This is a genomic window from Parazoarcus sp. PS-13 R2A, assembly GCF_057621855.1.
This window is the reverse complement of the sequence record NZ_JBYEXN010000003.1, coordinates 23,869-36,528: the sequence shown is the minus strand read 5'-3', so window position 1 is coordinate 36,528 and position 12,660 is coordinate 23,869. Positions and strand designations below refer to the sequence as shown.

The 12,660-nt window shown below is 64.8% G+C and carries 11 protein-coding genes; 3 read left to right on the top strand and 8 right to left on the bottom strand.

The window, feature by feature from the left end; translation table 11 throughout:
- The first annotated feature begins 31 nt into the window (after window positions 1–31).
- On the top strand, window positions 32–940 hold the full coding sequence (locus tag AC22G6_RS04000) for a LysR family transcriptional regulator (protein WP_487365698.1): 909 nt from the start codon (window positions 32–34) through the stop codon (window positions 938–940).
- Between the two features lie 134 nt (window positions 941–1,074).
- On the top strand, window positions 1,075–1,575 hold the full coding sequence (locus tag AC22G6_RS03995; protein WP_487365697.1) for a disulfide bond formation protein B: 501 nt from the start codon (window positions 1,075–1,077) through the stop codon (window positions 1,573–1,575).
- Window positions 1,576–1,620: 45 nt separating this feature from the next.
- Here the strand turns inward: AC22G6_RS03995 and AC22G6_RS03990 are convergent, their stop codons facing one another.
- From AC22G6_RS03990 to AC22G6_RS03960, 7 genes are all read right to left on the bottom strand, one after another.
- Window positions 1,621–1,929, bottom strand: a complete 309-nt coding sequence (locus AC22G6_RS03990) for a PilZ domain-containing protein (protein WP_108949496.1) — start codon at window positions 1,927–1,929, stop codon at window positions 1,621–1,623.
- A gap of 87 nt (window positions 1,930–2,016) precedes the next feature.
- Window positions 2,017–2,232, bottom strand: a complete 216-nt coding sequence (locus AC22G6_RS03985) for a YgaP family membrane protein (protein ID WP_108949497.1) — start codon at window positions 2,230–2,232, stop codon at window positions 2,017–2,019.
- The gene (locus AC22G6_RS03980; RefSeq protein ID WP_487365696.1) at window positions 2,229–5,474 is read right to left on the bottom strand and encodes an efflux RND transporter permease subunit; all 3,246 of its coding nucleotides are present in this window, start codon (window positions 5,472–5,474) and stop codon (window positions 2,229–2,231) included. The genes AC22G6_RS03985 and AC22G6_RS03980 overlap by 4 nt, the downstream gene beginning before the upstream one ends.
- 14 nt (window positions 5,475–5,488) lie before the next feature.
- The gene (locus AC22G6_RS03975) at window positions 5,489–6,529 is read right to left on the bottom strand and encodes an efflux RND transporter periplasmic adaptor subunit (RefSeq protein WP_487365695.1); all 1,041 of its coding nucleotides are present in this window, start codon (window positions 6,527–6,529) and stop codon (window positions 5,489–5,491) included.
- Window positions 6,530–6,612: 83 nt separating this feature from the next.
- Window positions 6,613–7,002, bottom strand: coding sequence for a sirohydrochlorin chelatase (locus AC22G6_RS03970; protein WP_487365694.1), 390 nt, complete (start codon window positions 7,000–7,002; stop codon window positions 6,613–6,615).
- A 27-nt stretch (window positions 7,003–7,029) separates the two neighbouring features.
- Window positions 7,030–7,830 (bottom strand): tRNA threonylcarbamoyladenosine dehydratase, encoded by an 801-nt coding sequence (locus AC22G6_RS03965; protein WP_487365693.1) that lies wholly within the window; start codon window positions 7,828–7,830, stop codon window positions 7,030–7,032.
- A 63-nt stretch (window positions 7,831–7,893) separates the two neighbouring features.
- A complete protein-coding gene (locus AC22G6_RS03960; protein ID WP_487365692.1) occupies window positions 7,894–8,862 on the bottom strand; it encodes an MBL fold metallo-hydrolase in 969 nt (322 codons plus the stop codon).
- 123 nt (window positions 8,863–8,985) lie between these two features.
- On the opposite strand from AC22G6_RS03960, the gene AC22G6_RS03955 reads away from it, so the two are divergent.
- Window positions 8,986–10,137 (top strand): MalY/PatB family protein, encoded by a 1,152-nt coding sequence (locus AC22G6_RS03955; protein WP_487365691.1) that lies wholly within the window; start codon window positions 8,986–8,988, stop codon window positions 10,135–10,137.
- Window positions 10,138–10,147: 10 nt separating this feature from the next.
- Here AC22G6_RS03955 and AC22G6_RS03950 read toward each other — a convergent pair whose 3' ends face one another.
- A complete protein-coding gene (locus AC22G6_RS03950; protein ID WP_487365690.1) occupies window positions 10,148–12,649 on the bottom strand; it encodes a two-component system response regulator in 2,502 nt (833 codons plus the stop codon).
- Window positions 12,650–12,660: the final 11 nt, after the last annotated feature.

Here is a 12,660-nt window from a genome sequence, read left to right as displayed (position 1 = left end):
ATCCGTCATATCGGATAACATTATCTCACCAATGGAACAATATGACGCAAACGATCTGCTGATCTTCGCCCGCGTGGTTGAAATGGGCAGCTTCAGCCGTGCCGCCGAGCACCTCGGACAGCCCAAATCGACCGTGTCGCGGCGCATCAGCCTGCTCGAGGAACAGCTCGGCGAGCGGTTGATGCAGCGCACGACACGCCGCCTGCAGGTGACCGAGTTCGGCCAGGTGCTGCTCGAACACGCGCGTCAGGTGGCGGCCGAGGTCGAAGCCGTGGCGAACCTGGCCGAACACCGTCAGGCCGTGCCAAGCGGTCGCCTGCGCGTGTCGATGCCAAGCGACTTCGCCAACCTGTTGCTGACCGACATGATTGGGGCCTTCGTTGCCCTGCACCCGGCCATCTCGCTCGAACTGGACCTGTCGCCGCGGCGTGTGGACCTGCTGGGGGAGAATTTCGACCTGGCGATCCGGATGGGCGAACTGCCGGAGAACAGTCTGCTCGCCGCGCGCCGCCTCACTGTCTTCAACAACGGACTGTACGCATCGCCCGGCTACCTTGCCGAGCACGGCGACCCTGCATCACCCGATGAGCTGGCACGTCACATGGCACTGCGCCTGCTGACCGGCTCGGGCGCCCCCTTGCAGCGGACACTGCTGCGTGGCGACGAACAGCGTCAGTTTGTCCCCACAGGACGGATCACCGCAAATTCACCCGAGCTGCTGATTCGAATGGCCTGCTCGGGGGCGGGCATTGCCGCCGCACCCGAGCAGTTTGCATCGCCCTATCTTCGTCGCGGCGAGTTGCGACGCGTTTTACCGGACTGGTGCCTGCCCTCTCACACTGCATGGGCCGTATTCCCCGGGCGACGGCTGATGCCCGCCAAGACGCGCGCCTTCATCGACATGCTGGTCACCGCCCTGTCCGTCACCCCGGATACATGAGCCGGGTGCGTCTCCGCGTACCGGCACGCGCCGCCTGACCGCCGGGAACTTTAACCGCGGTCCGATTACGAATCGACGCGCAACATGAATCGCCTACAATCCCTATTCTCCTCGCTCCAACGCAATCCCATTCAATGACACTCTCCCGCCTGTCCGCCCGTCAGATGTTTTTCGCGCTTTTCGCCCTGTGTGCAGGAATGCTCGGCTTCGGCCTCTATCTGCAGCATGTGGTCGGTCTGCACCCTTGCCCGATGTGCATCATGCAGCGCTACGCCCTGCTCACGGTCGGCCTGATCGGGCTGATCGGCGGACTGCACGGCCCTGGCGCAACAGGCAGCCGGATCTACGCCGGCCTGATCGGGCTGACCGCAATCGCAGGCGGCGGCGTTGCGGCGAACCAGAGCTGGCTTCAGCTCAACCCGCCGGGGATCGCAGAGTGCGGTCCGGGAATGGAGTATCTGATGGAGAGTTTTCCGCTGACGGAAGTGCTGCCGATGCTGTTTCGTGGCGCCGGCGACTGCAGCGCAATCGACTGGACCTTCCTGGGCCTGTCCCTCGCCAACTGGTCGCTATTGAGCTTCAGCGCCTTCACCGTTTTCGCGCTCTGGCTGATGTTCCGGCGTCAGCCGCGCTGAACCCCGAGGGCGACGCGTGACCGTCGCCCGTTCAGGCTGCTGCGATCAGCCCACCACCTGGGTGATCGCACCGCCGATTTCGTAACGACCGCCGCCAATCGCATGACAGCGCGTGACCTTGAGCCGGGTCACCAGCGGCGGCCGCCCCAGACCGGCCCCTGGCGACATCACTGCGACGTCTATCACCTCCAGCTCTCCAGGCACATAGGCGGCGTGAAGCGTCATGCCGCTGACGCTCAGTTCGATGCATTCGGCAGCCACCGAGCGCCCCTCCCCAAGCAGAATGGATGCAGCGCAACCCAGCGGAATGCGTCGATCGAGCCGTCGATCGGGAGGCGTGACATGGTCGTTCATGGGCAGGCTTGCATTCGCGGGATGAAAACAGCGCGATTGTAGCGCCCCGCCCACTCGGCCGCGCGGGCTCCCGTGTGCCCGCAGTGCTCAGTAGTGGTCCTTGACGCCGACCTTGCGCAGGATGTTCTCCAGCGGACACAAACCGGTGAAGCCGCTCTGGAACAGGTTGGCGCCGACAAACACGGTGAACCACAGGAAGTTCGCATTCACGAACAGCGGCGAGGCTTCAACCCCCAGCGCAAGGGAGATGAGCACGAAAGCACCGGCAAAGATGCGGACGAACTGGTTTGTGGTGAGCTTCATTCGGATTCTCCCGTCAGTTGGGCGAGGCGATTTCGCATCGCCGCGAAATACAGCACCGGAATCACCACCAGGGTGAGCACGGTGGACACGAACACCCCGAAGATCAGACTCAGGGCAAGGCCGTTGAAAATCGGATCGTCGAGGATGAATATCGCGCCGATCATCGCCGCCAGTCCGGTCAGACCGATCGGCTTGGCACGCACGGCCGCCGCCCGGATCACTGCCTCGGCAAAATCGACACCTTCCCTGACCTGTTGATTGACAAAGTCCACCAGCAGAATCGAGTTGCGCACGATGATGCCGGCGAGCGCGATCATGCCGATCATTGAGGTCGCGGTAAATTGCGCGCCGAACAGCGCATGGCCCGGCATGACGCCGATCAGGGTGAGCGGAATCGGCGCCATGATGATCAGCGGCACGAGGTAGCTGTGAAACTGCGCCACCACCAGCAGATAGATCAGGATCAGGCCCACCGCATAGGCCAGGCCCATGTCGCGAAACGTCTCATAGGTGATCTGCCACTCGCCGTCCCATTTGAGCTGGTAGCCGGCATAGGGATCGGCGGGGGCACGGATGAACCATTCGCCAAGCGTGCCTGCCAGTCCCGGCGCGCCGTCGAGCGCCATGTCCTTGAGCTTGCTGCGGATGTCGAACATGCCGTAAAGAGGCGAGTCGAGCTTGCCGCCCATGTCACCGGTCACGTACACCACGGGCAACAGGTCCTTGCGGTAGAGAATCTGCTCACGCCGGGTATCGAAGACATCGACCACTTCGGAGACCGCCACCAGCTGTCCGGAGCGGGATCGCACCTTCATCGACAACAGCGATGCCACATCCGACTGCCGAGTCGCCGGCAACTGGATGCGCACCGGGATCTCATACTTGTTGTCGCCGCCATGTACTGGCGTCACGTTTTCGCCTGACAGCCCCAGACGCACGACCTCTACGATGTCCGCCTGCGACACGCCCATGCGCGCCGCCTTGGCCTGATCCACCCGCAACAGCAGTTTGGGCGCGGCCTCATCGACCGAGTCGTCGACGCCCACGATGTCCTTCGTACCCTCGAACGCTGCCCGCACGCGCTTCGCGACCTCGATCTGACCCGCGTAATCCGGCCCGTAGATCTCGGCCACGATCGGTGACATCACGGGCGGCCCGGGCGGCACTTCGACGATCTTCGCATTGCCCCCGTTGCGCACCGCAATTGCGGTCACGGCGTCACGCACCGACACTGCGATCTCGTGGCTCTGGCGGCTGCGATGCGCCTTGTCGACCAGGTTGACCTGGATGTCGCCCTGTTCGGGCGCGCTGCGCAGATAGTACTGACGCACCAGACCGTTGAAGTTGATCGGGCTCGCGCTGCCGGCATAAGCCTGCCAGTCGGTGACCTCCTCGACTGTCGCCAGTTCGGTGCCAATCTCGCGCAGCACGCGCGCGGTTTCCTCGACCGGCGTGCCGACCGGCATGTCGAGCACGACCTGGAACTCGCTCTTGTTGTCGAAAGGCAGCATCTTCATCACCACCAGCTGCACCACCGGCAGCGCCACCGAACCTGCGATCAGCACCACCACCAGCAGCCACAGGCGCATGCGGGCGCGCCCGCCGTGATTGACGTCGAGCATCGGCGTCATGATGCGGCGGAACAGACCGTCGAGCTTGCGCGTGAGCTTGTCCTCGCCCTCGTGATGATGCGCGTCGACCGACTTCATCAGCTTCTGCGCGAGCCACGGGGTCACGATGAACGCAACCGCCAGCGAGATGAACATGCCCATCGAGGCATTGATCGGGATCGGGCTCATGTACGGCCCCATCAGACCGGTGACAAAAGCCATCGGCAGCAAGGCCGCGATCACGGTGAAGGTTGCCAGGATGGTCGGCCCGCCAACCTCGTCGACCGCCTTCGGAATCAGCTTCCACAGCGGGGTGTCGGGTTCGAGCGTATGCCAGCGGTGAATGTTCTCCACCACCACGATGGCGTCGTCCACCAGGATGCCGATTGAGAAGATCAGCGCAAAGAGACTGACGCGGTTCAGCGTGAAGCCCCAGGCCCAGGATGCAAACAGGGTCGCCGCCAGCGTAAGCGACACCGCGATGCCGACGATGATCGCCTCACGGCGGCCGAGCGCAAAGAACACCAGCGCGACGACCGCAGCCGTGGCGAACGCGAGCTTGCCGATGAGCTTCTGCGCCTTGTCATTCGCGGTCTGTCCGTAGTTGCGGGTCACCGTGACTTCGACCCCGTCCGGAACCAGCGACCCGCGCAGGCTCTCGATGCGCTTGATCGCAGCGTCGGCAACGTCGGCGGCATTTGCCCCCGGTTTCTTCGAGATCGACAGCGTCACGGCGGGAAACACGCCACTGCCGGCCGCGGAGCCGGCGGCACCGGTACCGAACCAGACGTAGCTGGAGGGCTGGTCCGGGCCGTCCTCCACCTGCGCCACGTCGCGCAGGAAGACCGGCTTGTCGTCGAACACCCCCACCACCAGGCGACGCACGTCTTCGGCAGACTCGAGATAGGTGCCGGTCTGCACCAGCACCTCACGATTGTCGCGTACCAGGCTTCCCGCCGGCTGCGATGCGTTGGCCAGCTGCAGCGCGGCGCGCAGATCCTGCGCCGTCACGCCATGCGCGTTCATGCGCTCGGTGTCGAGCTGAACGCGGATCACCCTGCCCGGCCCGCCGATGGTGGTGACATCCCGGGTGCCGGGCAGACGCTTGAGTTCGAGTTCGCTTGCGCGCGCCACCTGCTGCAGCTCGAAAGCCGCACGCTCGGGGTCGGCGGTCCACAGGGTGAGACTGACGATGGGAACGTCGTCGATGCCCTTGGGCTTGATCAGCGGTTCGCCGACGCCGAGCTGCGGCGACAGCCAGTCGCTGTTCGAATGCACCGTGTCGTACAGCCGCACCAGCGCATCCTGGTTGGGAACCCCGACCTCGAACTGCACGGTGATGATCGACATGCCCGGGCGCGAAACCGAATACACATGCTCGACGCCTGCCATCCGCGACAGCACCTGCTCTGCGGGCCGCGCCACCAGCGCCTCGACATCCTGCGCCGACGCCCCCGGAAAAGGCACGATGACGTTGGCCATGGTGACGTCGATCTGCGGCTCCTCCTCCTTGGGGGTGACCAGCGTGGCGAACACACCGGCCAGCAGCAGGACGAGGGCGATCAGCGGGGTCAGCGCGTTGCGCTGGAAGGTGGCCGCAATGCGACCGGACAAACCAAGAGAGGTGCTCATCTCCGGCTCCCTGCTCAGGGCCGGCTTGCGGTGCTGGCCGCAATACCTGCCTGAACCGGATCGAGGGCGATGGTTTCACCGCTGCGCAGGCCGGCAAGCACTTCGACCCCGTCCTCGGCGTCAACGCGCTCGCCAAGGCGCAACTGACGCAGGCTGAAGCCACCCTTGCCGTCGGCCACGTACACCGCAGTCAGCTCTCCGCGACGCAGGACCGCCGTCGACGGCACCACGAGGCGGGCGCTTTCGCCCGACAGAAAATGAACCCGGGCATAGCTGCCGGGCACCACGCCAAGGGTCGCAGGGGGCAGATCCACCCTGACCTGCACGGTATGGGTGCGCGCATCGGCCGCAGGCAGCACGGTGACCGCCGCAGCCTCCACCCAGCGCCCTGAACCGGGCAGTTCGACACTGGCACGCAGCGGTGCCTTGCCAAGGGCGGTCATGCGCTGCTGCGACACATCGGCCACCGCCCGCATGGCCGCGGGGTCGTATACGGTGAGCAGCGGGGTACCCGGTTGCGCCATCTCGCCGGCATCGACGTGGCGCGCAGCCACCAGGCCGGAGAGCGGCGACACGATGCGGGTATAGCCCACCACGGTCGACGCCTGGCCACGACCGGCTTGCGCGCTGCGCACCTGGGCGTTGGCAGCATCGAGTGCGGAGCGCGCCTGGTCGAGTGCGGACTGACTGACGAACTTGCGCTCGAACAGGCTGCGGGCACGCTCGTAATCGCTGCGCGCCTTGATTCTGCCCGCCTCGGCCTGCGCAACGCCGGCCTCGGCACCCGCCACGGCCTGACTTGCCTCGGCAGCATCGATACGCAGCAGCACGTCACCACGCGTGACGCGGTCGCCCGCATCGACGTTCAGCTCCATGACCCGGCCCGCAACCTGGGCAGCAAGGGTCGCCTGCCTGACCGCCTCGACAGTCGCTTCGGCAGGCTGCGACACGCTGACCGAACGGGCTTCGATCAACAGGGTCGGCACCTCGGCACGCGCCAGCGCAGCGCTGCACAGAAGAGCCGACAACAAGAGGGGGACGGTATGCTTGGTCATGAATATAAGTATATGCTTATAATTGTGACCGTCAAGCATTCCATGCTGCCACTCAAGCGCAGCGCATACTCCCCGCGCGGGGTTCAGTCGAACGCGCTCAACCCGTACTCGGCGATCGCGGCAACCACGCCAGGCGCCTCGCCCACGGCCAGACTCAGATGGAATTCACAGCCCGGATGTCGCTGCCGGGCTGCATCGAGCAACACCGGCACATCACGCTTGAGGTGCCCGCCCTGAGCGAGGAAAACGGGCACGACCGCGATTCGGGTCACGCCGCGCGCGACCAGTTCATCCACCGCAAGGTCGAGGGTCGGACTCATGAATTCGAGAAAGGCCAGTTCCACGTGCTGCCCGGGACCACGCGCGCGCATGGTGTCGCGGATACGCTGCATCGGGCCCGCCCACTCGGGGTCGCGCGCACCATGGCCGAACAGGATCACGGCCTGTGCTGCCGGAGAAGTGGTTTGAGTCATAGGGAATCCAGTCAGGTTGGAGCGGCGTCAGACCGCGGATTTCAGCAAATGATCCATCGCCCGCGCGGCAACGAACAGACCGACGCTGGCCGTCATTGCCATGCTCGACCCGTAACCCGCGCACGCCAGGCCCTGCGGCCCCCGCCCCGCGTCGCACGCGACGGCATCGGGGTAGCGCAGCGGCTCGCAGGAATAGACCGCCTCGATGGCGAACTTGCGCTTCGGGTCGCGCGGAAAACCATGCGCCTTGCGCAACTGCGCGCGCACCTTTGCCAGCAGCGGATCCTGCTCGGTACGCGACAGGTCATCCACCCGGATGCGCGTTGGATCGGTCTTGCCTCCCGCGCCGCCCGCTATGACCAGCGTGAGCTGGTGGAGGCGACAATGGGCCGCCATCGCGACCTTTGCGCGCACGTTGTCGATGGCATCAACGACCACATCGAAACCGCCGAGCAGTTCGCTCACGTTCTCGGGCGTAAGAAAATCATCGACCTGCGTCACCCTGCACAGCGGATTGATCCCGCGAACCCGCTCGCTCATGGCCGCCACCTTGGCCTGGCCAAGAGTGGCATCGAGCGCATGGGCCTGACGGTTGATGTTCGACTCGGCAACATGATCGAGATCGATCAGCGTCAGATGCCCAACGCCGCTACGCGCGAGCGCCTCGACCACCCAGGACCCCACGCCGCCAATGCCAACGACACAGACCGAAGACGCACTCAGACGCGCAAGCGCCTGATCGCCGTAGAGGCGTCCGATACCGCCGAAGCGGCGCTCGACATCGACGTCGGGCATCGAATCGGCGGAGGAAACAGCAGCAGACAACATGGACGAATCATCGTGAAGAGGGAAGGCCCGATCTTACCCCAGCGCCTTGCCCGGCACGCGGACTCAGAGGGTTGCGGCGGCCTCGACGCGCAGGGAGTCGAGCCAGACCCCAAGCCCCTGGGCGTTGAGCTCGAGGTCCATGCGCAACAGTTGCAGCGCTTCGTCCTCGTTGAGGGCCCAGTGCTGGCGCGCAGCTTCTTCGCGCACGATCTGCTCCAGACCGGCAAGAATCTCGACATGGCGCGCCACACCGTCGCCACGCGCGGCGCGTGCAACCGCAACCTGGGTATCGATCAGCCGGTGCAGATCGCCGGCCAGACGTTCGACATCTTCCACCCTGCTGTAATGCGTCAGGTACATCGCCTGCGGACCAAAGGCGAGCATGCGGTCGATGGATTCGTGCATTGCATCGGGATCGAATTGCGACGGCGTGGTCGTCGGATACACGAACGCACGCCCATCCACGTCCAGTTCGCGATAGGAAACGCCGAAAATGTCCCCGGTAAAGAACGCTCGTGCGCGCTCGTCCCAGATCGCCACGTGATGCCGTGCATGCCCCGGCGTGTCGACAATGCGCAGTCTGCGCGCGCCGAGCGAAATCTCAAGTCCGTCCTCGGCCGCCACGATGCGCTCGGCTGGCACAGGCGCCAGGCGCCCGTAGAGCCTGAAAGTATGCTCCGCCCCATATACCGCAGCCGCCCCCTCCCACAGACGCGACGGGTCGATCATGTGGCGCACGCCGCGCGGGTGCACCACCAGCTTCGCATTCGGCAGTGCGCACATCATGCTGCCGGCCCCGCCCGCATGGTCGAGATGGATGTGCGTGAGCAGCACCCAGTCGACCGCGTCCGGGGTAATGCCAAGACTGGCCAGCGCGCCCAGAATGCGGGGAATCGAAGCGTTGCAGCCGGTATCGACCACGGCAGCGCGACCCGTATCGACGATCAGATGAATCGCAGCCACCTGCGGCCGCTCACCATAGCCCGAGTCAATGGCATAAATGCCATCCGGATAAGTTGTAATGTCATTCATGATCAGTGTCCCACCCTGTTCTGCTGTTTTGCTCTTTTGTGCAATTGTATCTACACGGCGTGATACGTGATGCATGGCAAACCACACGTTACACTCGTACCTCCTGAACGCACGGTTCCAAGCATGAGCTTCGACTTCAACAGACATCCTGATCGCCGCGATGTTCCCGGCGAGAAATGGGGCCGTTTCAGCGGTCGTGACATCCTGCCGCTGTGGGTTGCCGATATGGACTTCACGGCACCGCCTGCGGTACTCGAGGCACTCCACGCCCGTATCGACCACGGCGTCTTCGGTTACACCGAAGCCTGGCCCTCGCTGATCGAAGCCGTGACAGACGGTATTGAGCGGGATCACGGCTGGCGTGTCGAACCCGACTGGCTGGTGTGGCTGCCCGGTGTGGTGACCGGCTTCAACCTTGCCTGCCGGGCGGTGGGCGAGGCCGGCGACGGGGTGTTTACTGCGACGCCGGTCTACCCCCCCTTTCTGTTCGCGCCGGGCAACAGCGACCGCAGACTGATCACCAGCCCCCTCGAACTGGAAGGCGGTCGCTGGCAGTGGAGCCGCGAAGCCACGGCGGCAGCGATGGATCCACGTACCCGCCTGTTCATGCTGTGCAATCCGCACAACCCGGTCGGCCGTGTGTTCGACCGCGACGAACTGACCTGGATCGCAGCCCTCGCTGAAGAGCGCGACCTGGTGATATGCAGTGATGAGATCCACTGTGGGCTGGTGCTCGATGAGGATCGTCCGCACATCCCGATCGCGGCGCTCGACGAACGGGTCGCCCGCCGCACGATCACCCTGATGGCCCCATCCAAGACGTGGAATATTGCCGCGCTCTATTCTTCGTTCGCGATCATCCCCGATGCAGAGTTGCGTCGGCGCTATCGTCACGTGATGCGTGGCATCGTGCCCCAGGTGAATGTGCTCGGTCTGGTCGCCACCGAGGCGGCCTACCGCGACGGCGGTCCATGGCGCGCAGCGCTGCTCGACCATCTGCGTGCCAACCGCGCACGCGTGCTTGAAGCCGTCGCGGCCATGCCCGGCCTGAGCACGACCGCGCCGGAGGCCACCTATCTGGCCTGGATTGACTGCCGCGAAGCCGGCCTGGACGACCCGGCAGCCTTTTTCGAGGCGCGTGGAGTGGGTTTGTCCGACGGTCGCGGATTTGGCCTGCCCGGCTTCGTGCGGCTCAATTTCGGCTGCGCACGCGACACGCTCGACGAAGCCTTGAGCCGCATGGCACGCGCCCTGAGCACGCGCCCGGCCCCATGACCGGGCAGCGCTAGGCGCAGAAGCCCGCAAGCAGAAAGCGCTGTTCGAAATCGACCGGGGGTACGGGCGGGCTGCAGGAGTAGCCCTGCCAGCTACCGCAGCCGATCGTCTTCAGCAGGGCGAGCTGCGCATCATTCTCGACCCCTTCGGCCTGCACCGTGATATCCAGCGCATTCGCCATGGCAACGATGGCCGACGCAATCGCGAGGTCGTTGCGGTCATCGGCCAGATCCTTGATGAAGCTGCGATCAATCTTGAGCTTGTCGATCGAAAAGCGCTTGAGATACGCGAGCGAGGAATAACCCGTTCCGAAATCGTCGATTGCCAGCCTCACGCCATGCTGCTTGAGTTGGTCGAGCAGCATGGCGGCCTTCTCGCCCTGCTGCATCAGGCTGCTCTCTGTCAGCTCGATTTCAAGGCGCTCAGCAGCCAGCCCGGACTCGGCAAGCACCTGCAGCAACATCGTGCCGACGTCCTGTCGCCGCACCTGTTCGGCCGACAGATTGACGGCAACCGAAGGCAGCACGAAACCCTGCGCATCCCAGGCCCGCATTTGCCGGCACGCTTCGCGCAGCACCCACTCGCCCAGTTGCACGATGAGGCCGGTTTCCTCGGCCATCGGAATGAAGTCCGCCGGCGAGACCATCTGCTCGCCCGGCGGCTGCCACCGCACCAGCGCCTCTGCACCCAGCAGGGTCCCGTCCGACACCGAAAGCACCGGCTGATAGAACACGACGAACTCTTCGTTGGTCAGCCCGCGCCGGAGGCGGGTTTCCAGGTCGAGACGCTGTGATGCGAAGCGGGTCAGGTCTTCGGTATAGAAACCGTAGGTGTTCCGTCCCTGCGACTTGGCCCGGTACATCGCGGCATCCGCGTTGCGCACCAGCGCCATGTGATCCTCGCCGTCATCCGGGTACAGGCTCACCCCCACACTGGCGTGCATGAACACTTCCTGCCCGTTGTCGAGCCTGAACGGTTCGGCCAGCGCGTCGACCAGCCCTTTCGCGACCACCGCGGCCGCGGCAGGGGTTTCGATGCGTTCAATCAGCACCATGAACTCGTCACCACCAAGGCGTCCGAGGGTGTCCTCGCTCCTGAGGTGCCCCCGCAGGCGCTTGCCGACCGCACACAGCAACTGATCGCCGATCTGGTGTCCGAGACTGTCATTGATGGTCTTGAAGCGGTCGAGGTCGAGACAGATCGCCGCCAGCCCCTGCTTGTGCCGCCGCGCGACCTCAATCGCATGCTCCAGTCTGGACATGATCAGCAGACGGTTGGGGAGGTCGGTGAGCGGGTCGTAGTGCGAGAGGTGGCTGAGCCTGGCTTCGGTCTGCCGCAGCGCGCTGATGTCGGTGAACACGCCCACGTAATTCGTGACCTCGCCGGCATCGTCGCACACCGCATTGAGCGTCAGCCACTCGGGATAAAGCTCACCATTCTTGCGCCGGTTCCACAGCTCCCCCTGCCAGCAACCGGTTCGGGTCAGGGTGGTCCACATGGTCTGGTAGAAGTCGCGACCATGGCGGCCTGAGCGCAGAAAGCGCGGATTCTGACCGATGGAGTCCTCGCGGGTATAACCGGTGAGCTCGGTAAAGGCCCGGTTGATCGAGACGATCCTGGCGTCGAGATCGGTGATCAAGACGCCGTCATGGGTGCTGTCGATCACCGCGGAGTGAAGCCGGAGGCGTTCGGTAAGCGCCCTGAGCGCGGTGCGTTCGCGCACCAGTTCGGCCTGCCGAAACGCATTGTCGAGCACGACAGGCAGTTCGTGCAGGTAGCCGTCGTGCTTGATGAGGTAGTCGGACACCCCCAGACGCAGTGCCTGCGCTGCAGTCTCCTCACTGCCCTGACCGGTGACGACGACGATCGGGATATCGAACTGGTGGTCCCGGCGCAGCGACTTGGTGAGGTCGAGCGCATTCATGCCGGGCAGGACATAGTCGAGCAGCAGGACATCGTAGGGCGTCGTCCTTGCTGCCGCCTGCAGCCGCGACAGCACTGCATCGGGACCGCGCACGACGTCGATTCGCAGATGCGGCGCCGACTGCGCCAGGCGCCGCAAGGTGAGATCGATATCGAAAAGATGATGCTCTGCGTACAGCACGCGCACCGGGCGGCTGCGACGCGCAGCCTCGGCACGGGCCCGCTCTATGGCAAAAGTCAGCGTGCCCGGCAAGTGCTCGAGGTAGTCCCCGTCCTTGACCAGATAATCGTCCGCACCGGACTTGAGGGCCGCGATCGCCGCGCCTTCGTCACCCGAGCCGGTCAGCACCACACAGGCGAGCGCCAGCCCCCGCTCGCGTATTGCCCCGAGCAGATCCAGTCCGCTGCCATCCGGCAGGGAAAGGTCGGTGAGCACGATATCGTAGGTCTTACCCAGATCGATGGCAGCCAGCCCATCGGCAAGCGAGCTGGCGACATCGATTGCGAGCTCGGGCATGCTGCGCGCGAGGGTGCGCTGCAGCAGGTCGACGTCAACCGGGTTATCTTCGACGTAAAGGGCTCTGATCACGTTCTCGGGCA

Excerpts from the sequence above, each read along its gene's own strand:
- AC22G6_RS03955 (WP_487365691.1), top strand. The coding sequence starts at position 8,986 with ATGAGCTTCGACTTCAACAGACATCCTGATCGCCGCGATGTTCCCGGC.
- AC22G6_RS03985 (WP_108949497.1), bottom strand. The coding sequence starts at position 2,232 with ATGAAGCTCACCACAAACCAGTTCGTCCGCATCTTTGCCGGTGCTTTC.
- AC22G6_RS03980 (WP_487365696.1), bottom strand. The coding sequence starts at position 5,474 with ATGAGCACCTCTCTTGGTTTGTCCGGTCGCATTGCGGCCACCTTCCAG.
- AC22G6_RS03965 (WP_487365693.1), bottom strand. The coding sequence starts at position 7,830 with ATGTTGTCTGCTGCTGTTTCCTCCGCCGATTCGATGCCCGACGTCGAT.
- AC22G6_RS03960 (WP_487365692.1), bottom strand. The coding sequence starts at position 8,862 with ATGAATGACATTACAACTTATCCGGATGGCATTTATGCCATTGACTCG.
- AC22G6_RS04000 (WP_487365698.1), top strand. The coding sequence starts at position 32 with ATGGAACAATATGACGCAAACGATCTGCTGATCTTCGCCCGCGTGGTT.
- AC22G6_RS03975 (WP_487365695.1), bottom strand. The coding sequence starts at position 6,529 with ATGACCAAGCATACCGTCCCCCTCTTGTTGTCGGCTCTTCTGTGCAGC.
- AC22G6_RS03995 (WP_487365697.1), top strand. The coding sequence starts at position 1,075 with ATGACACTCTCCCGCCTGTCCGCCCGTCAGATGTTTTTCGCGCTTTTC.
- AC22G6_RS03970 (WP_487365694.1), bottom strand. The coding sequence starts at position 7,002 with ATGACTCAAACCACTTCTCCGGCAGCACAGGCCGTGATCCTGTTCGGC.
- AC22G6_RS03990 (WP_108949496.1), bottom strand. The coding sequence starts at position 1,929 with ATGAACGACCATGTCACGCCTCCCGATCGACGGCTCGATCGACGCATT.